The organism is Pseudomonas sp. 102515 (assembly GCF_031085165.1).
Lineage (GTDB): Bacteria > Pseudomonadota > Gammaproteobacteria > Pseudomonadales > Pseudomonadaceae > Chryseomonas.
This window is the reverse complement of record NZ_JAVHTY010000001.1, coordinates 1,270,194-1,290,635: the sequence shown is the minus strand read 5'-3', so window position 1 is coordinate 1,290,635 and position 20,442 is coordinate 1,270,194. Positions and strand designations below refer to the sequence as shown.

Genomic DNA, 20,442 nt, shown 5'->3' with positions numbered 1-20,442 from the left:
TCCATTACAGCGAGCATGGCGCTCCCCCGGTGGTTTCAACGTCGCTGTCGGCCACCGGGGCTTTCCCTTTTCACATTCTGGTGCGCTAGAGCGCGATAGGCAGGGTGAAGCTGAAGGTGCTGCCCTGACCCAGGGCGCTGGTGACGCTCAGCTCGCCGCCGTGGGCCTCGACGATACCCTTGGCGATATAAAGCCCCAGCCCATGGCCGGTGGGGTTGTCTTCCTGCACATGCCAGAAGCGCTCGAACACCCGTGCCTGCTGCGCCTGATTCATGCCACGGCCATTGTCGGTCACGCTGATCTCGGCCATGGCGCCGACGCGCTGCATGCCGAGCTGTACCAGGCCACCTGGTGCGGTGAACTTGATGGCATTGCCCAGCAGATTCATCAGCACCTGGAAAATGCGTTCGGCTTCCACCAGCACCTGGATATCGGGATCCACCGCGTATTCCAGGCTGATGTTCTTGATTTCCGCCAGTGGCCGCGACAGCAGGATGGGTTGTGCGCAGACATCCGCCAGGCGTGCGGCTTTCAGGTCCAGCGCCAGCCGATCCGATTCGATCTTCGACAGATCCAGCAGATCGTTGATCAGGGCATTCATGCGATTGGCCGCCGTCTCTATCACCTCCAGCGAACTGGGCAGGCGGTCATCGCCCAGCGCCAGCTTTTCCAGCATGCGGTGCAGCATGCCCACCTTCATCAGGATGATGGTGATGGGGCTGCGCAGGTCGTGGGAGAGCGCCGCGACGATCTCGTCACGCAGGCGTACCGCCTGACGTTCGCGCTCGACCTGACGTGCCAGGTCCAGCTCGACCGCCGAGCGGCGCAGATCCTTGGCGGCGAACAGGTCGGAAGGGCGCCAGCGCTGGGAGCGTAGCTGTACCAGTTCCTTCCAGGCGTCGAAGGAGCGCCGTGGATGGGGATAGTTGAGGCCAGGACCCGATGCGGGCGTCGTGGGCTCCAGCTTGCCCGGATTGCCGCTCCAGACCACGGTGGTCACGATCTCCGGACGGAACCAGAGCACCAGATTGCGTACCGGCTTGGGCAGGGCCAGCGCCATGACACCGCTGGCCCTGTCGCTGTAGCGACGGGCATCGGGCAGTTCGTCGGCCAGGCAGCGCGTCGCATAGATGCCCGAGGCGTCCATCTCGGCGGTGACCCAGGCGGCGAGGATACGGATATCTTCGGCACTGGGGCATTCGCCCAGGCTGCAGAGCTCGTCCTCCACCAGCACCGCGACACCGGCGGCGTCCACCAGCTCCAGGAGATCGGTAGGCCTTTCGCACAGACCGCTGAGTACCTCGCCCCGGCTGTCGCACATCCCCTGGATCAGTGCCGCCAGTTGCGCCTCACGGGCATCGATCTCGTGCTGGACCTGGCGATTCTCCAAGGCACGGATCATCAAGGACACCAGCACCCCGACCGAGCGGCAGGCCATGCGAGTGCGGAAGGGCAGGTAGAGGGGGTCGCGATGGCCACAGCTGATCAGCCCCCAGAGTTTGTCGTCGCTGATCAGCGAGACGCTCATGGAGGCGCGCAGACCCTGATTGCGCACGTACTGGCAATGAATGGGCGAAACACTGCGCAGCACGGCATGGGTCAGGTCGATGGGATCCCGTTCGGTGCCGTGCATGAAGGCCGGCACCAAGGGCACCGCCTCGTACTGGGCGTCGGGAATGTTGCGAATCCAGTTCTCGTGATAGAGCGCGCGGGCCTGGGCAGGAATGTCGGCCGCCGGAAAATGCATGCCCAGATAGCTGTCGATGTCGTCGATGCGGTCCTCGGCCACGACCTGGCCATCGCCGCCATCGTCGAAGCGATAGACCACCACCCGGTCGAAGCCGGTCAGGGCACGCACTTCGCGTACCGCGCCTTCGCACAGCTCGGGCAGGGTGCGCGCCTGCTGCAGGCGCGCCAGCGCACGCGCGAGGCCGGCCGGCTCTACACCGCCGTGGTCATCGGGCTCGAATTCCAGGAACACCAGGCCACGGTTGCGATGCAGGATCACGTCCATGTCCCGATTCGGCCGCGTCCAGCTCAACGGATTGGCTTCTTCCAGATGTTTCAGCGTCAGCGCCTGCCGCACCTGTTCGACCAGGTCGGCGGGCAGGACCTGTGGCAGCGGTCGACCCAGCAACTCGACCTGCGGCTTGCCGAGCAACTCGGGCAGGTTGTGACTGACATGCTTGACCAGCCCCTCTACCTCATCGAAAGCGATGAGGTAGCCATGTGTCTGGATAGCGCCTGGAATGCGGATCGGCTCGCTTTCGCAGCTTTGCAGCGACTGACCGGAGGGTGCAGCAATCATGCGACTGTCTCGACTGAACTCTTGAATAGGACCGCTCCAAGGCGATCCTGTTAACGCTTTGGCACCGAATGGCCATGAATGTGATGCCGATCACGCGTTTTCGGCATCCGTTGCAATAGTTTCGCATTCGCAGTGGCCGATAACGATTATTGCAATTCTATTTCTGACGAAGGGTCCTTTGGCTGACGCGAGCCGTCTTGGCTGGCCTCCTTGAATGACGGCGGTATCATGGGCTTTTGCCCAGAGTGCAGACATGGCCCGCTTCCGCCCCTTGCCCATCATAGACCGCAGCCGGGACGACCTTTTCATGCACGAGGCCCTGGCCCTGGCAGAGCAGGGCGCCGGGCAGGGCGAGGTGCCGGTCGGCGCGGTGGTGGTACTGGACGGAGAAATCATAGGCCGCGGTTTCAATCAGCCCATCGGCGCCCACGATCCCAGTGCTCACGCCGAGATGCAGGCCATTCGCGATGCCGCCGCGCGCCTGGCCAACTACCGGCTGCCGGGGGCGACCCTCTATGTGACGCTCGAACCTTGCGGCATGTGCGCCGGCCTCATCGTCCACAGTCGCATCCAGCGGCTGGTCTATGGCGCCAGCGAGCCGCGCGCTGGCATGGCCCAGAGTCGCGGGCGCTTCTTCGAGCAGGACTTTCTCAATCACCGGGTCCTGGTGGAAGGCGGGGTGCTGGCCGAGGCCTGTGGCCAGGTGCTGACCGAATTCTTCCGCGCGCGGCGCAATCCGGCGGCCAGCGAAGGCTAGGCCGCCAGTTCGCGCATCCGCGTGAGCACGGCGTTCAGGCCGTTGCCGCGCGATTGCGACAGCTGCCGTTCCAGCCCGAGTTCGCCCAGCCAGCCGTGGATGTCGAGGCGGCCCAACTCTTCGCGGGTCAGGCCGTTGGCGCGCACCATCACCACGGCGAGCAACCCCTTGAGCACCCGGGATTCGCTGCTGGCGCGAAAGAAGTGGCGATCGCCCTGGGCTTCATGGGTCAGGCGCACCCGGCTCTCGCAGCCCTGCACCAGGTCCTCGTCGCGTTCCTCGAGCACCGCCGGCAGGCGCTCGGCCCACTGCAGCAGCAGTCGCGAGCGCGCCTCCCAGCCCTTGGCGATGACGAAGGCGCGGCGGGCTTCCGCCGCATCGGGAAGCAGATTCATCGCAGCAGCTCCAGGGCGTTGTCCAGGGCCGTGAAAAAGCGCTGCAGGTCCTCGGCATCGTTGTACAGGCCGAGGGAGACCCGCAGCGCACCGGGGGTCTGCAGGGTCTGGAACAGCGGCATGGCGCAGTGCTGACCGGCGCGCACGGCGATGCCCTGTTCACCCAGCAGGTGAGCGAGGTCGCCGACATCGATGCCCGCGACCTGAAAGCTGGCCAGGGCGATCTGGGGTTCACCCAGCACCTGGACGCCGTCGCGGGCAGCCAGCCCGGCCAGGAGCTTCAGACTGAGCGCCTGCTCGTGACCGCGGATCAGCGTCTCGTCCTGACCCTGTAGCCAGTCGACCGCCGCGCCTAGGGCGATGGCCGCGCCTATGGGCGGCGTCCCGGCTTCGAAGCCCATGGGCGCGGCATGGAACCGGGCGTCGGTGAAGGTGGTGTGCTGCACCATCTCGCCGCCGAACTGCCAGGGCTTGAGCCGCGCCAGACCAGCGGCCTTGCCCCAGAGCACGCCGATGGCCTCGGGCGCATAGAGCTTGTGGCCGGAAAAGACATAGAAGTCGGCATCGAAATCGCTTGGACGATGACGGCCATGGACCGCGCCCTGGGCGCCGTCCACCACCAGCCAGGCCGGCGAGCGTGTCCGTACCAGGGCCGCGAGTTCCGCCAGCGGCTGCCAGGTGCCGAGCACGTTGGACAGCTGGCTGACCGCGACCACGCGCGTTCGTGGCCCCAGCAACCGCTCGGCGGCGTCCAGGTCCAGATGACCGCTCGGAGTCAGCGGGATGACCCTGAGTTCCAGGCCCCGCCGCCGGGCCAGCTGCTGCCAGGGCAGCAGATTGGCGTGGTGCTCCAGGGCGCTGACGAGGAGCTCGTCACCCGGCGCGAAGGCGTCTTCCAGACCATAGGCCAGCAGATTGAGGGCCTCGGTCGCGCCGCGGGTCAGCACCACCTCGTGCGGCGAGGCCGCGCCCAGCCAGGCGGCGATCCGTCCACGGGCACCCTCGTAGGCGGCGGTGGTCCGCTCGGCGGCCCAGTGCTGGGCGCGGTGCACATTGGCCGCGCCCAGGCTGTAGCTGGCCAGCAGGGCATCCAGCACCACCTGGGGCTTCTGCGCCGTGGCGGCGCTGTCGAGGTAGGTGATGCCATCGGCGGCGAAGGCGGTGAAAGCCGGAAACTCGGCTCTCCAGGGAGAGGGTAGCGACATGGCGGCAGCTCCGGGGTAGCCCGCCTGGCGCGGGCTGCCCGGTTGTGGACTCAGTTGTGCGCGTGCAGCGCTTCGTTGAGTTCGATGGCGGTCTTGTTGGTCTTGCATTCGACCGCGCCGGTTTCCGAATTGCGGCGCAGCAGCAGGTCGGTCTGACCGGCCAGTTCGCGTGCCTTGACCACCCGTACCAGTTGGTTCTGGTCGTCCAGCACCGCCACCTTGGTACCGGCGGTGACATAGAGACCGGATTCCACGGTGCAGCGATCGCCCAGCGGGATGCCGATGCCGGCGTTGGCACCGATCAGGCAGCCTTCGCCGACACTGATGACGATGTTGCCACCGCCCGACAGGGTGCCCATGGTGGAGCAGCCGCCGCCTAGGTCCGAGCCCTTGCCGACGAAGACGCCCGCGGAGACGCGGCCTTCGATCATGCCCGGGCCGGCGGTACCGGCGTTGAAATTGACGAAGCCTTCGTGCATCACCGTGGTGCCTTCACCCACGTAGGCGCCCAGGCGCACGCGGGCGGTATCGGCGATACGCACGCCGGTTGGCACCACGTAGTCGGTCATCTTGGGGAATTTGTCCACCGAGAAGACTTCCAGCAGCTTGCCACGCAGGCGGGCTTCCAGCTGCTCGGCCGGCAGCTCGGCCAGGTCCACGGCGCCCTGGTTGGTCCAGGCGACGTTGGGCAGCAGGGCGAAGATGCCGCTGAGGTTCAGGCCGTGGGGCTTGACCAGCCGGTGGGACAGCAGATGCAGCTTCAGGTAGGCCTCGGGGGTGGAGGCGGGAGCGGCGTCTTCGGCCAGCAGGGTGGCCACCAGTGGCTTGGTGCTTTCGGCCAGGCGGGTCAGCAGGGCCGACTGCACGGCATCGATGCCCTTGAGGGCTTCGGCCAGACCGCGGGCCTGGGCCGGGGCGAAGGCGATGGCCTGGTTGCCACCCTGGTAGTCCAGCAGCGGCGCGACCGCCTCCACCAGGGCCGCCGGGGGATTCAGCAGGGGCTGCGCATAGAAGACTTCCAGCCAGGCGTCCTGGCGATTCTGGGTGCCGACACCGAAGGCGATACTGAAAAGGGCATTCGACATATGACTGTTCCTGTGCAGAGGCACCGATCCGGTCGGTGCGAGATGTTCGGTAGTAGGGGCGGTGGCCGCGGGGGTCAGTTCAGGGCCGCGGCATAGAGTTCGGGCTTGAAGCCCAGCAGGGTGCGGTCGCCGAGATCGAGCACGGGGCGCTTGATCATCGAGGGTTGCGCGAGCATCAGGTCGATGGCCTTGGCGGTATCGAGGTCGGCCTTCTGGGCGTCGTCGAGTTTGCGGAAGGTGGTGCCGGCGCGATTGAGCACCTTGTCCCAGCCATGCTCCGCGCACCAGGCCGCCAGCCGTTCGCGGTCGATGCCGCTCTGCTTGTAGTCATGGAAATGATAGGCCTGGCCATGCTCGTCGAGCCATTGGCGGGCCTTCTTCATGGTGTCACAGGCCTTGATGCCGTAGAGGCTCAGGCCACTGGCCGCTGCGGGCATGGCGTTCTCCTGCGAAAGACTGCGACCGCGGATTATGCCATGACGGGCCGGAAAAGGGCCGGGCGTCGCGCCCTGAGTGACGAGGGCAGGCGCCGGAAAGTAGAAGGCCGGGGAGTCCCCGGCCTTGGCGCTCAACCGCGGCTTTTCACGCCGTAGGTTTCGTCGAGGGTGCCGGGGGTGCCGTCACCCTTGGGCGCGTAGTCCCGCGGCGCTTCGGTCGGACCATCGATGCGCTCGCGACTGGACGGGTAGCGCTGCTCGGCGCTGTGCAGCGAGGCCAGCAGGTGCTGGCGGGTCAGCTCGTCCTGGGCCAGACGCTCGGCGCCTTCGGACAGGTGCGACTGCATGTCCTGGTAGGTCTGGGTCAGCTTGCGCACCAGGCCGGCGGTGGTGCTGAAGTGGCTGGTGACCTCGTGCTGGTAGTCGTCGAACTTCTTCTGCAGGTCATCCAGCTGGCGCTGCACGCGGCTCGGCGCGGCACCCGGCACCAGGCGCGCCAGCAGAAAACCTATCCCGACCCCGATCAGCAGCGCGATCAGGGGCAACAACCAGGTAGTGAGCGACTGTTCCACGAAACTTCCTCTATGAGCGGCTTTGCTTTACGGTAACGGCAGACCGGCGAGCCTGTACACTGGGTTGCGTCATCTGCCATTCGCTGGGCGTCATCATACCCCGCGGTCAGGCATCGCGCAGGATCGACCCTATCAAAATCAACTCCTTGGATGAGCACTGTTCGTCCGGGATCACGGAGTCAAGCGTGTCAGCCCGTGAACAATCCCTGCTGCTGGAGGGCCCCGCGGGCACTCTGGAAGCGCTGTACCAGAGTCCGGATGCCCCCAGCGGCGCGGTCCTGCTCTGTCATCCCCATCCGCTCCATGGCGGCGCCATGCAGAACAAGGTGGTCGCCACCCTGCAGCGCATCGCCCGGGACGCCGGCCAGGCCACCCTCAGATTCAACTTTCGCGGCGTCGGCGCCAGCACCGGCGTGCATGCCGGCGGCGAAGGCGAGATCGACGATGCCGCGGCCGCCGTGGCCTGGTTGCGCGACCGCCATCCCGACCTGCCGCTGACCCTCTGCGGTTTCTCCTTCGGTTCCTGCGTGGCCGCCTGCCTGGGCGGACGCCTGGAAAGCGAGGGCGTGGCGGTGGAACAGCTGTTCATGCTGGCGCCGCCGGTGGAGCGTTTCGCGGTCGACGGTCGCCTGCCACAGCGGGCGCGCCTCACGGTGATCCAGCCCGAAGCCGACGAGGTGGTGACCCCCGAGCGGGTCTACGCCTGGTCCGCCGCGCTCGAACAGCCGCACGAATTGCTCCGCGTCGCTGAGTGCAGCCATTTCTTCCATGGCAAACTCGTCGAACTCAAAGATCTGGTCCTGCCGCGCCTGCAGGCCTGACCCTCGTTAGTCTCTCGGATTTCCAGCGCCTCCATGACCACTCGCATCCTCACTGGCATCACCACCACCGGTACCCCGCACCTGGGCAACTACGCGGGGGCCATCCGTCCCGCCATCCGCGCCAGCCTGGCCGACGATGCCGACTCCTTCTACTTCCTCGCCGACTACCATGCCCTGATCAAGTGCGACGACCCCGCGCGCATCCAGCGTTCGCGCCTGGAGATCGCCGCCACCTGGCTGGCCAGTGGCCTGGATCCGGAGCGGGTGACCTTCTATCGCCAGTCCGACATCCCCGAGATTCCCGAGCTGACCTGGCTGCTCACCTGCGTCGCCGGCAAGGGCCTGCTCAATCGCGCCCATGCCTACAAGGCCGCGGTCGACCGCAACCTGGAACAGGGCGAGGATCCCGATGCCGGGGTCACCATGGGCCTCTACAGCTACCCCGTGCTGATGGCCGCGGACATCCTCATGTTCAACGCCCGGCGCGTACCGGTCGGGCGCGACCAGATCCAGCACGTGGAGATGGCCCGCGACATCGGTCAGCGCTTCAACCACCTGTTCGGCAACGGGCGCGACTATTTCGCCCTGCCCGAGGCGGTCATCGAGGAAAGCGTCTCCACCTTGCCCGGTCTTGATGGCCGCAAGATGTCCAAGAGCTACGACAACACCATCCCGCTGTTCGGCAGCGCCAAGCAGCTCAAGGACGCCATCGCCCGCATCGTCACCGATTCGCGCCTGCCCGGTGAGCCCAAGGACCCCGACAGCGCCCACCTCTTCACCCTCTACCAGGCCTTCGCCACCCCCGCGCAGAGCGCGGCCTTCCGCGCGGCCCTGCAGGCCGGCCTGGCCTGGGGCGAAGCCAAGGGCCAGCTGTTCGAGTTGCTCGACGCCGAGCTGGGCGAGGCCCGCGAGCGCTATGCGGCGCTGATCGCCCGTCCTGACGACCTGGAAGACATCCTGCTGGCCGGCGCCGCCAAGGCCCGCCGCTACGCCACGCCCTTCCTCGGCGAGCTGCGCGAGGCCGTGGGCCTGCGTTCGCTCAAGACCCAGGTCGCCACGGGCGGCACCAAGAAGAAGGCCAGCAAGACCGCCCGCTTCGTCAGCTTTCGCGAGGGCGATGGCAGCTTCCGCTTCCGCCTGCTCGACGCCGACGGTACCGAACTGGCCTTGTCGGTCCCCTTCGCCGAAGCCAGGACCGCGGGCATCACCAGCAAGCAGCTGGTCACCATGCCGGCCACTGTCGTGGCGGGTGAGGGCAACGGCTTCCAGCTGCTGCTGGACGATCAGGTCGTCGCCGAGGGCGCTCCTGGCGATTCCCCCGCTACGCGCGATGCGCTGATCGAGCGGACGCGCACCGCCCTGGCGCAATTGGCCGAGGCCTGAAGGGCACCCGCGGTCCCTGGCGTTGTCAACGCCAGGGACCGCCATTACAGTGACCACCCTTTTTTCCCACCCGACCAGAAGCCGCCATGACCCCCCTCGAGCGTTACCAGGCCGACCTCAAGCGCCCGGAGTTTTTCTACGATGCTGCCCAGGAAGAGGCCGTCCGCCATTTGCAGCGCCTCTATGACGAATTGCTCGTCGAGCCTGCCGCCAAGGGTGGCCTGTTCGGCAAGCTGCTCGGGCGCAAGACGGTCACGCCGGTCAAGGGTCTGTATTTCTGGGGTGGAGTAGGGCGCGGCAAGACCTACCTGGTCGATACCTTCTATGACGCCCTGCCGTTCAAGCAGAAGATGCGCACCCACTTCCACCGCTTCATGAAGCGGGTCCACGAAGAGCTGCGCACCCTCAAGGGCGAGAAGAATCCCCTGACCATCATCGCCCGGCGCTTCGCCGACGAGGCGCGGGTGATCTGCTTCGACGAATTCTTCGTTTCCGACATCACCGACGCCATGATCCTGGCGACCCTCCTGGAAGAGCTGTTCAAGAACGGCGTGAGTCTGGTCGCCACCTCGAACATCGTGCCCGACGGTCTCTACAAGGACGGCCTGCAGCGCGCGCGCTTCCTGCCGGCCATCGCGTTGCTCAAGGAGCACACCGAGATCGTCAACGTCGACAGCGGCGTGGACTATCGCCTGCGCGCCCTGGAGCAGGCGCAGCTCTTTCACTATCCGCTGAGCGACGAGGTCGAGGCGGCGATGGCCAAGAGCTTCCGTTCGCTCACCGTCGAGTGCAACGACCTCTGCGAAGACGTGCCGCTGATGATCGAGAATCGCGAGATCCGCGCGCGTCGCACCTGCGAAGACGTCGCCTGGTTCGATTTCCGCGCCCTTTGCGACGGTCCGCGCAGCCAGAACGACTACATCGAGCTGGGTAAGATCTTCCAGACGGTGCTGGTCAGCAATGTCGAGCAGATGGATGCGCTCAAGGACGACATGGCGCGCCGCTTCATCAACCTGGTCGATGAATTCTACGATCGCCAGGTCAAGCTGATCCTGTCCGCCGAGGTCGAGCTCAAGGACCTCTATTCCGGTGGCCGCCTGGAGTTCGAATTCCAGCGCACCCTCAGTCGCCTGCTGGAAATGCAGTCCCACGAATACCTGGCGCGTCCGCACAAGCCGTGAACCCTGCTCGGGTTGAAGGATCAATCCTTTGACCCAGGTTCTCGGGAGGTACGTGTGAATTCCGATCCCTTCGCCGAATGGGATGGCTCGCCCGCCCAGGCGCGCATTCTGCAGAAGCAACTGGCCACGCAGGTCCTGCTGCACGACGACTTCGGCGTACCGCGGCGCTATGCCGGCGTCGACGTGGGTTTCGAGGAGGACGGCGAGATCACCCGCGCGGTCGCCGTCCTGCTGGATGCCGAGACCCTGCAGCCGTTGGCCCACGCCGTTGCCCGCATTCCCACCGTGATGCCCTATGTGCCCGGCCTGCTGTCCTTTCGGGAATTGCCGGCGCTGCTCCAGGCGCTGGCGGAATTGCCGGAGACTCCCGATCTGGTGTTTTGCGATGGCCACGGCATCGCCCATCCGCGCCGGCTGGGCATCGCCGCTCATCTGGGCGTGGTCACCGGTCTGCCGACGATCGGCGTGGCCAAGAAAATCCTTACCGGTCACCACGGCGAACTCGCCGAGACGCGCGGCAGCCAGGTCGACTTGCTGGATCGCGAGGGTGGGCTGATAGGCACGGTGCTGCGCAGCAAGGATCGGGTCAAGCCGCTGATCGTCTCGCCCGGGCACCGGGTCGGCCTGGCCACCGCACCCGCGCTGGTCATGGCCTGCGTCAGGCGTCACCGCCTGCCGGAACCCACGCGACTGGCGGACCACCTGGCCTCGCGCCGTCAGGGCTCGGCAGCCACCCAGGCGTTGTTTTCCTTCTAATTTGCGGTTGCTTTTTTACCGTGAACGGGTATCATGCCGCAGCTTTCTTGGCGGGGGATGCCTAAGCCTGCCGAGATCGCCGTAGCGGACGCCGACCCGAGCCCCCGAAGAGCGTCTGTTTCCGGCTGCCCCCGACTTGTCTGGGGTTGCACTGTTGTGTAGAATTTGCCGTCTTTTTACCAGGGCGGCCTCTGAGGCCATAGAGAATGAAAACTTTCACCGCAAAACCGGAAACCGTTAAGCGCGACTGGTACGTCGTCGACGCTGCTGGCCAGACTCTGGGTCGTCTGGCTACTGAAATCGCCACTCGCCTGCGTGGCAAGCACAAGCCCGAATACACTCCTCACGTTGACACCGGCGACTACATCGTCGTCATCAACGCCGAGCAGGTTCGTGTGACCGGTGCCAAGACTACCGACAAGATGTACTACCATCACTCCGGTTTCCCGGGTGGCATCAAGTCGATCAACTTCGAAAAGCTGATCGCCCGTGCTCCCGAGCGCGTCATCGAGACCGCCGTCAAGGGTATGCTGCCGAAGAACCCGCTGGGCCGCGACATGTATCGCAAGCTCAAGGTGTACAAGGGTGCGAACCATCCGCACACCGCTCAGCAGCCCCAAGAACTCAAGTTTTAATCGGGATAGTACAACATGTCGGCAACTCAAAATTACGGTACCGGCCGTCGTAAGACTGCCACCGCTCGTGTCTTCCTCCGTCCGGGCACTGGCAAGATCTCCATCAACGATCGCGCTCTGGACACCTTCTTCGGCCGCGAAACCGCGCGCATGGTCGTGCGTCAGCCCCTCGAGCTGACCGAGACCCTGGAGAAGTTCGACATCTACGTCACCGTCGCTGGCGGTGGTGTGAGCGGTCAGGCCGGTGCTATCCGTCACGGCATCACCCGCGCGCTGATCGAGTACGACGAAGGCTACCGCAGCTCCCTGCGCAAAGCCGGTTACGTCACTCGTGACGCCCGTGAAGTCGAGCGTAAGAAAGTCGGTCTGCGCAAAGCGCGTAAGCGTCCGCAGTACTCCAAGCGTTAATCCTTCGGGATACGCTCGAAAAACCCAGCCCAATGGCTGGGTTTTTTTATGCCCAGGAATTTTCCTGCATGGGCGCCGTGGGTTGGGCTTGAAGCAGCGCCACCGCCGAAGTCTCTGGCAGGCAGGCTATCCCGCCCTGCGTTGGGCTTCGCAGCGCTCGGCACCAGCCTACCCGGTATGTCGGGGTGGGTTGAGGCGGCTCCATCGCCGAAGCGCAACAGCCCGGCCATCCCGCCCAATGTCGGGCTTCGCTAAGCTCAATGCCCGCGTGCCGGGGCGCCGTGGGGTGGGCTGAGGCGGTCCCGACGCGGAGCCCAACAGCTCGGCCATCCTGTCCAGTGTCGGGCTTCGCTAAGCTCTGCGCCACCTGTCCAGTATGTCGAGGCACCGTAGGTTGGGTTGAGACAGCGCCATCGTCGGTGCCCAGCATTGCCTGCTCCTGGCGCCAATGTCGGGTACCGCTAAGCTCGCCAACCTGCCCGGTATGTCGAGGCGCCGTAGGGTGAGCTGAGGTGGCCCCGACGCGTAGGGCATCTTGCTCTGCCTCGGCGCCAGGCCGTACAAGGCTTCGATGGCCTGACCAGGACGGCGCGAGCCCGTACTCGGGCGCGTGCCGGCGCCTGTAGGGATTCCAGGCATAAAAAAGGGGCGCCTAGGCGCCCCTTTTCATGGGTGGCCGAGATCAGCCGGGATGATTTTCCCGGGAGTCCTTGCGCTTGCGATCGAGTTCGGCCTGAGTGGCTTCATCCTCTTTCACGGCATCGGCCTTGGGCGCTTCTTCAGTGGCACTATCCCCGGTCAGGGCGACGCTGGCCGCTTCTTCCTGGGCAGGGCTGGGCACGACCTCGACGGGCTCTTCCATCGCGATCGGTGCCGACTCGGCCTCGGCTGCGGGCAGCTCCTCGGTCGCCTGGACGGGCTGGACCTCGGTCGCCTGCTGCGGCTCCACGGTGCCTACCGCTGCGGTAGCGAAGGTTTCCTCGGTTTCGGCGATGGCGCCCAGGGCGGGTGCCTCGGCCTGCTGCTCGGGCTGGCTGGCGCGAGCGGCTTCAGCTTCACGAGCCAGGCGCTCACGGCGACGACGCTCGCGCGGGTCGTTGGAGGCGCGGCCTGCGGCCGACTCTGCAGTTTCGGCTTCGACCGGTGCGGCAGGAATGGTGGCAGGGGTTGCGACCGGGGCGATCTGCTCCGCGGCAGGTGCGGTAATTTCCACTTCCTGGTGCGGCGCACGCTCGTCCTGCAGCTGGCTCACGTTGGGCGTGAGGATCTCCGGCTGGGCAGGCGCTTCGGCGGCAGGCTGCTCCACCGCGGTTTCCCGGGTGACTTCAGCGGCAGGGGTGTCGGCAGTGACTGCCAGCTCCTGCTGGCGAACCTCGCGAGCCTCTTCCTGGGTGGCGACGGCAGTCACGCTCTCGCTCACCACGACAGCGGTACCCAGTGCGATGGCGGCTGGCGCCACATTGGCGTCGGTGCCCGGCTCTTCGTCTTCGATGAAGTTGCCATGGGCGTCGCGCTGACGCTCACGACGGTTGCTGCGGCGACGCTGACCGCGGGAACGGCGACGCGGACGCTCTTCGCCTTCTTCCAGTTCGTCATTGCCTTCCAGTACTTCTTCTTCGTTCAGCTCTTCGGCGCTGGCCGCTTCCTGACGCTCTTCGCGCGCCTTGCGCTCTTCGCGGGGCTGACGCTCTTCACGTGGCTTGCGCTCTTCGCGAGGCTGACGCTCCTCACGAGGCTGGCGCTCTTCGCGAGCCGGCCGCTCTTCGGCACTCACGCGCTCTTCGCGCGGCTGGCGATCTTCACGGGGTTGACGCTCTTCACGCGGTTGACGCTCTTCGCGAGAGGCGCGCTCCTCGCGGGGCTGACGCTCTTCGCGCGGCTGGCGTTCTTCACGCGGTTGACGCTCTTCGCGAGAGGCGCGCTCCTCGCGGGGCTGACGCTCCTCGCGAGCCGGGCGGTCTTCGCGGGCCTGGCGCTCTTCGCGAGGCTGACGCTCTTCACGCGGCTTGCGCTCTTCACGGGCCGGGCGCTCGCTGCGTTCGCCACGATCGGCGCGCGGCTGGCGTTCTTCGCGCGGCTTGCGCTCGTCGTCACGACGGCCTTCGCGGCGGCGATTCTGCTGACGACCGTTGCGACGCTCGTCCTGGCTGCGCTGCTCGTCACTGCTCTTGGCGGCTACCGGCGCGGCAACGGCCTTGTCGGCCATGGGCTGCTCTTCGGTCTTGCCGGCGAACAGGCTGACCAGGGACTTGACCAGGCCCTTGAACAGATTGGGCTCGGCGGTGGCCTTGGCGGCAGGAGCGACGGGCGCCACGACTTCGGCGGTGACCGGCGTGGGTGCCGGTGCGCGCTCGGGCGCGACCTTCACGGCCGCTTCCTGGCGCACCAGGGTGCGGGTGGAGCTGACCGGCTGTACTTCTTCGGCTTCGGTGTTGGCCATCTCGTAGCTGGACTGGCTGTTCAGCAGCTCGGGATTGTCGTCACGCAGACGCTGAACTTCGAAGTGCGGGGTCTCGATGTGATCGTCCGGCAGGATGATGATGCGCACGCGGGTGCGCAGCTCGATCTTGGTGATGCTGTTGCGCTTCTCGTTGAGCAGGAAGGACGCGACCTGGATGGGTACGTGGGCACGGACCTCGGCGGTACGATCCTTGAGGGCTTCTTCCTCGATCAGGCGCAGGATGGCCAGCGACAGGGATTCCACGTCGCGGATGATGCCCTGGCCGTTGCAACGGGGGCAGACAATGCCGCTGGTTTCGCGCAGGGAGGGGCGCAGGCGCTGGCGGGACATCTCCAGCAGGCCGAAGCGGGAAATACGACCGATCTGCACGCGGGCGCGGTCGGCTTCCAGGGCTTCGCGGACGCGATCTTCCACGGCGCGCTGGTTCTTGACCGGGGTCATGTCGATGAAGTCGATGACGATCAGGCCGCCGATGTCGCGCAGGCGCAGCTGGCGGGCGATTTCCTCAGCCGCTTCCAGGTTGGTCTGCAGGGCGGTTTCTTCGATGTCGCCACCCTTGGTGGCGCGCGCCGAGTTGATGTCGATGGACACCAGGGCTTCGGTGGGATCGATGACGATGGAGCCGCCCGAGGGCAGCTTCACTTCGCGCTGGAAGGCGGTCTCGATCTGGCTTTCGATCTGGAAGCGATTGAACAGCGGGACGCTGTCCTGGTACAGCTTGATCTTGCTGGCGTACTGCGGCATCACCTGGCGGATGAAGCTCAGGGCTTCTTCCTGGGCTTCGACGCTGTCGACCAGGACTTCACCGATGTCCTGGCGCAGATAGTCGCGGATGGCGCGAATGATGACGTTGCTTTCCTGATAGATCAGGAAGGGGCCCTTGCGCTCGCCCGAGGCTTCGTTGATGGCGGACCAGAGTTGCAGCAGGTAGTCGAGGTCCCACTGCAGTTCTTCGGTGCTGCGACCCAGGCCGGCGGTGCGCACGATCAGGCCCATGTCGCCCGGGGCATTCAGGCCGTTCAGGGCTTCGCGCAGTTCGTTGCGCTCTTCACCCTCGATGCGGCGGGAGATGCCGCCTGCGCGGGGATTGTTGGGCATCAGCACCAGGTAGCGACCGGCGAGGCTGATGAAGGTGGTCAGGGCGGCGCCCTTGTTGCCGCGCTCTTCCTTTTCGACCTGGACGACTACTTCCTGGCCTTCGGAGAGTACTTCCTTGATGTTGACGCGGCCTTCCGGGTTCTTCTTGAAGTATTCCCGGGAGATTTCCTTCAGCGGGAGGAAGCCGTGGCGATCGGCGCCGAAGTCGACGAAGGCGGCTTCCAGGCTGGGTTCGATGCGGGTGATGCGACCTTTGTAGATGTTGGCCTTTTTCTGTTCGCGAGCTCCGGACTCGATGTCCAGATCGAACAGACGTTGACCGTCGACCAGGGCAACCCGCAATTCCTCGGGCTGGGTCGCGTTGATGAGCATTCTTTTCATGTAATACCACTACGTTCCAGGCTCTCGGCCCACGTGGTGGCAACAGGATTCAGGAGAAGGGTGCACGGGGTCGTATCGAAGCCGGTCCAAGCCGGCCTTCGTGTCCAGCAGCAGGCCCGGGGGCGTGCCGCGACTACGTCTCCTGCAGGCGCTTGAGCGACTGCCGTTGCAGCTCCACAAGAGGAGGAATCAACCAGGCATGGTGCGGGCGTGACAGCCGAAAGGCTCGGGCAGCCGGGTCGTCGCGGGATTCGTGTCAGGTGTCGCGGTTGGAGCATCGGCCGTTGGCCTTGAGGCTTCCACCTGCGATCGTCACCTTGGCCGAAGCTGGGCGCGAAGCGGGCTGCAGGCGTACTGTCAGGCTACGCGATACGCTGGTTGTGCATCTCCATCCTGCACACAATCTTCAGGAATCTGGTGCCGCCCGCAAGGTCCGGAGCGGTTGTCGTTTTACAGCTGACACCCTGGGTGCCGCTGCCTTGGTTACCAGGCGGATCGCAGCTCGCCACTCACCCCTTTGGGCAGAGTCGGCGGTCTGCTGGACGGCCAGACGTCCAGTGACTATTGCATTTGCAGCCTATTGTTCGCGGGCGGAATCTACGGCCTCGCGAGCGGCGCCATCCAGACAGGACTGATAACCGCCTCCGGACTATAGCAGCAAGCTTTAAGTGCTTCAAATAAGGGAAAATTGCTATCATCTGCCGATGACTAAGCCTCCTTCTCCCAGCACCGGCGTTCAACTGCTCGATGTGCCTGCCGACTATGCCGGCCAGCGTATCGACAACTTCCTGCGTACCCAGCTCAAGGGTGCGCCCAAGACCCTCATCTATCGCATCCTGCGCAAGGGCGAAGTACGGGTGAACAAGGGGCGCATCAAGCCCGACTACCGCCTGCAGGCCGGCGACCAGATCCGCGTACCGCCGCTGCGCCTGTCCGAGCCCGACGAGCCGGCACCCCTGGCCAAGGGGCTGCTCGAGCGCCTGGAGGACTCCATCGTCCACGAGGACAAGGCCCTCATCGTCATCAACAAGCCGGCCGGCATCGCCGTGCACGGCGGCAGTGGCCTGTCCGGCGGGGTCATCGAGGTCTTTCGCCAGCTGCGTCCCGATGCCCGCGACATCGAGCTGGTCCATCGCCTCGACCGGGATACCTCGGGCCTGCTGATGATCGCCAAGAAGCGCAGCATGCTGCGCTTCTTGCACGAAGCCCTGCGCGGCGACGGCGTGGACAAGCGCTATCACGCCCTGGTGCGCGGCCATTGGCCGGCGGCCAAGAAGAAGATCAGCGCGCCGCTGCTGAAGAACACCCTCAGGTCCGGTGAGCGTATGGTCGAGGTCAACGACGAGGGCAAGGAGGCGCTCACCGAGTTCCGGGTGCTGCGGCGCTACGGCGAATTCGCCACCCTGGTCGAGGCGCGACCGGTGACGGGGCGGACCCACCAGATCCGCGTCCATGCGCGCCATGCGGGGCACGCCATCGCCGGCGATCCCAAGTACGGCGATGAAGCCTTTTCCCAGGAGATCCGGGAGCTGGGCGGCAAGCGGCTGTTCCTGCACTCGGCGAGTCTGGTGATCCCCCTGCCCGAAGGCGGTGAGTTGCGCCTGGAAGCGCCGGTCGACGGTACCTGGAGTCAGACGCTGGAGCGGCTGGATGCCTGACTACCAGCTGCTGATCTTCGACTGGGACGGCACCCTGGCGGACTCCATCGGCCGGATCGTCGAGGTGATGCACGTGGCGGCCGAGCAGTTGGGCTTGCCGCCGCGCAGCGATGTGGCCATCAAGGGCATCATCGGCCTGGAGCTGGTGGCGGCCATCCAGACCCTTTATCCACAGCTGGTCACTTCGGCGCAGATCGAGGGATTTCGCGATGCCTACAGTGCCGAATTCGTCCGCCGTGAACAGCAGGCGTCGCCCCTGTTTCCCGATGTGCTGAGTGGGTTGCAGCGCTTTCGCGCCCGGGGTTACCAACTGGCCGTGGCGACGGGTAAAAGCCGTCGCGGCCTGGCCCGTTCGCTGCAGCAGCATGGCCTGAGCGAGTTCTTCGACATCACCCGTTGCGCCGACGAGGCCGCCGGCAAGCCGGACCCGCAGATGGTGCAGGAGATTCTCGCCCATTGCGGCGTGGCGCCGGAGCGGGCCCTGCTGGTGGGGGATGCCGTCTTCGACCTGGAAATGGCGCGGCGTGCCGGGGTCGCTGCGGTCGGGGTCGCCTATGGCGCCCAGCCGGCCGCGGTGCTGAGGGATTTCGGGCCGCGCCTGGTGATCGAAGCTTTCGCGGACCTGGCGCTGTGGCTGGGTGACAATGTTGTGGTCAGGAGTGAGGTTGGGCATGGCTGACGAGTGGAAGGAAGACAGCGGGCCTACGCGCCCGGCGGATGACAAGACCTGGGCCCTGATCGAGAAGACCATGCTCGCCAGCGTGCGCGAGCAGCGGCGGGCGCGGCGCTGGGGCATCTTTTTCAAGCTGCTGACCTTTGCCTACCTGATTCTCATGCTGGTGCTGTTCACGCCGCTGCTGTCGTTGGGCAAGAAGGGCGGGGTGGCCGAGTCCGGCGCCCATACCGCACTCATCGAACTCAAGGGGGTGATCGCCGACGACGAGAAGGCCAGTGCCGACAACGTGGTCACGGCCCTGCGCAAGGCGTTCGACGATAGCAACACCCGCGGCGTGGTGCTGCGCATCAACAGTCCGGGTGGCAGTCCGGTGCAATCCGGCTACATCTATGACGAGATCAAGCGTCTGCGCGGTCTGCATCCGGACATCAAGCTGTATGCGGTGATCACCGACCTGGGTGCCTCGGGCGCCTACTATGTGGCCAGCGCCGCCGACGCCATCTATGCCGACAAGGCCAGTCTGGTCGGCTCCATCGGCGTGACGGCGGCTTCCTTCGGTTTCGTCGGCACCATGGAGAAGCTGGGCGTGGAGCGTCGCGTCTACACGTCCGGCGAACACAAGGCCTTCCTCGATCCCTTCCAGCCGCAGAAGCCCGAAGAAACCCGCTTCTGGCAGCAGGTGCTGGATACCACCCATCAGCAGTTCATCGACAGCGTCAAGAAGGGGCGTGGCGATCGACTCAAGGTCGAGGGCCATCCCGAGTTGTTCTCCGGACTGGTCTGGTCCGGCGAGCAGGCCCTGACCCTGGGGCTGATCGACGGCCTGGGCAGTGCCAGCCATGTGGCACGGGATGTGGTCAAGGAGGAGCGCCTGGTGGACTTCACCCAGGAGGACTCGCCCTTTGATCGGTTCGCCAAGCGCCTGGGCGCCAGCGTCGCCGAGCGTCTGGCGCTCTACATGGGCTGGCAGGGTCCGGCGCTGCGTTAGCCGGTGCCAGCTGCAGGTGGCCTAGGGCACCTGCAGTCCTGCCTGGCGCAGCAATGCGGCCAGGCGGATCAGGGGAAGGCCGATCAGGCTGGTCGGATCCTCTCCCTGCATGGCTTCGAACAGGGCGATGCCGAGGCCTTCGGCCTTGAAGCTGCCGGCGCAATCATAGGGTTGCTCCACCCGCAGATAGCGGTCGATCGTCGCAGCATCCAGCGGGCGAAAGCGCACCTGGAAATCCACCACCTCGCTGCGGCACTCCCCGGTACGGCTGTCCAGTACGGCCAGTCCGGTATGGAACACCAGGGTGCGACCGCTGGCCCGGGTCAGCTGCTGATGGGCCCGTTCGTGAGTCAGCGGCTTGCCGAGAATCTCGCCCTCTATGGCGGTCGCCTGATCCGAGCCGATGATCAGGGTCGGCTCCCGCTGATCGGCCAGGGCGGCGGCCTTGGCTCGGGCCAGGCGTTCTACCAGCGCCCGCGGGCTTTCGCCGGGTAGCTGCGTCTCGTCGATGTCCGGCGACTGGTGGGCGAAGGGCAGGTGCAGCCTTTCCAGCAAGTGGCGGCGGTAAGGCGAGCTGGAAGCGAGTAGAATGAGAGGCATCAATTTGTTCTCGGGCGAGGTCGACCAGAGGTCGGTCGGAGTCGCTTCGGGGTTAATTTCCTTTGACAGCCGTAAGGCCGTCCCTATAATGGCGCGCTTATGTTGAATGGGCCAATTCCACCTCAGGTCGATCCTCGCAAATTGGCGGATCGCGGCGTAACCCTCAAGGGTGAGCTGCCTCTCGCGAACATGCGGCGTGTCGGCGAGCAGCTCGTGAAGTCCGAAGGCGCGGTTGCCGTCGTCCTCGACTTCGGGCGTGATCAACAAAAGCAATTCGTCATCCATGGTGTCCTGGATACCAAGGTCGAGATGATTTGCCAGCGTTGTCTGGAGCCGGCAGTGCTTCCCATTAGCAGCGAATTCGATTTCGCCGTGCTCTGGGAAGGGAAGTCGGCCGATGCCTTGCCACAGGGTTACGATGCCCTGGAGGTTGGTGAAGAGCCCCTGGATCTGCATGGTCTGATCGAAGAAGAGCTGTTGCTCGCTCTGCCGATCATCCCCGTGCATCCAGAAGGTGCTTGCCAGCATCCGGAAGGTTTCGAGGCGCCCGAAGAGCCGGCGGACGAGGAAAAGCGACCCAACCCGTTCAGTGTACTTGCGCAGTTGAAGCGTGACCCAAACGTTTAGGAGTTAAATC

The 20,442-nt window shown here is 65.5% G+C and carries 19 protein-coding genes; 11 read left to right on the top strand and 8 right to left on the bottom strand.

Annotation, left to right across the window (positions count from 1 at the left end; translation table 11 throughout):
* Window positions 1-85: 85 nt before the first annotated feature.
* The gene (locus RCF34_RS05945; protein ID WP_308707315.1) at window positions 86-2,308 is read right to left on the bottom strand and encodes an ATP-binding protein; all 2,223 of its coding nucleotides are present in this window, start codon (window positions 2,306-2,308) and stop codon (window positions 86-88) included.
* A gap of 253 nt (window positions 2,309-2,561) precedes the next feature.
* Between RCF34_RS05945 and tadA the strand changes: the two genes are divergently transcribed.
* Window positions 2,562-3,065 (top strand): tRNA adenosine(34) deaminase TadA, encoded by a 504-nt coding sequence (tadA, locus tag RCF34_RS05940; RefSeq protein ID WP_308707314.1) that lies wholly within the window; start codon window positions 2,562-2,564, stop codon window positions 3,063-3,065.
* Here the strand turns inward: tadA and RCF34_RS05935 are convergent.
* From RCF34_RS05935 to RCF34_RS05915, 5 genes are all read right to left on the bottom strand, one after another.
* On the bottom strand, window positions 3,062-3,460 hold the full coding sequence (locus RCF34_RS05935; RefSeq protein WP_308707313.1) for a SufE family protein: 399 nt from the start codon (window positions 3,458-3,460) through the stop codon (window positions 3,062-3,064). The two genes, tadA and RCF34_RS05935, sit on opposite strands and share 4 nt — an antisense overlap.
* Entirely contained in the window at window positions 3,457-4,665 is a 1,209-nt protein-coding gene (locus tag RCF34_RS05930; RefSeq protein ID WP_308707312.1) for a cysteine desulfurase, read from the bottom strand. Before RCF34_RS05930 ends, RCF34_RS05935 begins: the two co-directional genes overlap by 4 nt.
* Before the next feature lie 50 nt (window positions 4,666-4,715).
* A complete protein-coding gene (dapD, locus tag RCF34_RS05925) occupies window positions 4,716-5,750 on the bottom strand; it encodes a 2,3,4,5-tetrahydropyridine-2,6-dicarboxylate N-succinyltransferase (protein WP_308707311.1) in 1,035 nt (344 codons plus the stop codon).
* A 74-nt stretch (window positions 5,751-5,824) separates the two neighbouring features.
* Window positions 5,825-6,187, bottom strand: a complete 363-nt coding sequence (locus RCF34_RS05920) for an ArsC family reductase (RefSeq protein ID WP_308707310.1) — start codon at window positions 6,185-6,187, stop codon at window positions 5,825-5,827.
* A 131-nt stretch (window positions 6,188-6,318) separates the two neighbouring features.
* Window positions 6,319-6,759, bottom strand: a complete 441-nt coding sequence (locus tag RCF34_RS05915) for a YhcB family protein (protein ID WP_064307427.1) — start codon at window positions 6,757-6,759, stop codon at window positions 6,319-6,321.
* A gap of 185 nt (window positions 6,760-6,944) precedes the next feature.
* Here RCF34_RS05915 and RCF34_RS05910 point away from each other — a divergent pair, with 185 nt between their 5' ends.
* The 6 genes from RCF34_RS05910 to rpsI all read left to right on the top strand — a co-directional run bounded on the left by RCF34_RS05910 (window position 6,945) and on the right by rpsI (window position 11,943).
* On the top strand, window positions 6,945-7,580 hold the full coding sequence (locus tag RCF34_RS05910; RefSeq protein WP_308707309.1) for an alpha/beta fold hydrolase: 636 nt from the start codon (window positions 6,945-6,947) through the stop codon (window positions 7,578-7,580).
* A 33-nt stretch (window positions 7,581-7,613) separates the two neighbouring features.
* Window positions 7,614-8,963, top strand: coding sequence for a tryptophan--tRNA ligase (locus RCF34_RS05905; protein WP_308707308.1), 1,350 nt, complete (start codon window positions 7,614-7,616; stop codon window positions 8,961-8,963).
* Window positions 8,964-9,049: 86 nt separating this feature from the next.
* Entirely contained in the window at window positions 9,050-10,144 is a 1,095-nt protein-coding gene (gene zapE / locus RCF34_RS05900) for a cell division protein ZapE (RefSeq protein ID WP_183628865.1), read from the top strand.
* Window positions 10,145-10,198: 54 nt separating this feature from the next.
* On the top strand, window positions 10,199-10,900 hold the full coding sequence (nfi, locus tag RCF34_RS05895; protein WP_308707307.1) for a deoxyribonuclease V: 702 nt from the start codon (window positions 10,199-10,201) through the stop codon (window positions 10,898-10,900).
* A gap of 206 nt (window positions 10,901-11,106) precedes the next feature.
* On the top strand, window positions 11,107-11,535 hold the full coding sequence (gene rplM / locus RCF34_RS05890; protein ID WP_007160609.1) for a 50S ribosomal protein L13: 429 nt from the start codon (window positions 11,107-11,109) through the stop codon (window positions 11,533-11,535).
* Window positions 11,536-11,550: 15 nt separating this feature from the next.
* A complete protein-coding gene (gene rpsI, locus RCF34_RS05885; RefSeq protein ID WP_017640910.1) occupies window positions 11,551-11,943 on the top strand; it encodes a 30S ribosomal protein S9 in 393 nt (130 codons plus the stop codon).
* A 682-nt stretch (window positions 11,944-12,625) separates the two neighbouring features.
* Here the strand turns inward: rpsI and rne are convergent.
* Entirely contained in the window at window positions 12,626-15,883 is a 3,258-nt protein-coding gene (gene rne / locus RCF34_RS05880) for a ribonuclease E (protein WP_308707306.1), read from the bottom strand.
* Between the two features lie 704 nt (window positions 15,884-16,587).
* Here rne and rluC point away from each other — a divergent pair.
* From rluC to sppA, 3 genes are read left to right on the top strand one after another with little or no spacing between them, the layout of a single operon-like run.
* Window positions 16,588-17,541: a 23S rRNA pseudouridine(955/2504/2580) synthase RluC gene (gene rluC / locus RCF34_RS05875; protein WP_308707305.1), complete on the top strand. Its 954-nt coding sequence runs from the start codon at window positions 16,588-16,590 to the stop codon at window positions 17,539-17,541.
* Window positions 17,534-18,220 (top strand): HAD-IIIA family hydrolase, encoded by a 687-nt coding sequence (locus RCF34_RS05870; protein ID WP_308707304.1) that lies wholly within the window; start codon window positions 17,534-17,536, stop codon window positions 18,218-18,220. The genes rluC and RCF34_RS05870 overlap by 8 nt, the downstream gene beginning before the upstream one ends.
* Window positions 18,213-19,205 carry a signal peptide peptidase SppA gene (gene sppA / locus RCF34_RS05865; RefSeq protein ID WP_308707303.1) on the top strand — a complete coding sequence of 331 codons (993 nt, stop codon included), beginning with the start codon at window positions 18,213-18,215 and terminating at the stop codon, window positions 19,203-19,205. Before RCF34_RS05870 ends, sppA begins: the two co-directional genes overlap by 8 nt.
* A 21-nt stretch (window positions 19,206-19,226) precedes the next feature.
* Here sppA and RCF34_RS05860 read toward each other — a convergent pair whose 3' ends face one another.
* Entirely contained in the window at window positions 19,227-19,805 is a 579-nt protein-coding gene (locus RCF34_RS05860) for a Maf family nucleotide pyrophosphatase (RefSeq protein WP_308707302.1), read from the bottom strand.
* Between the two features lie 99 nt (window positions 19,806-19,904).
* Between RCF34_RS05860 and RCF34_RS05855 the strand changes: the two genes are divergently transcribed.
* The gene (locus tag RCF34_RS05855; protein WP_308707301.1) at window positions 19,905-20,432 is read left to right on the top strand and encodes a YceD family protein; all 528 of its coding nucleotides are present in this window, start codon (window positions 19,905-19,907) and stop codon (window positions 20,430-20,432) included.
* Window positions 20,433-20,442: the final 10 nt, after the last annotated feature.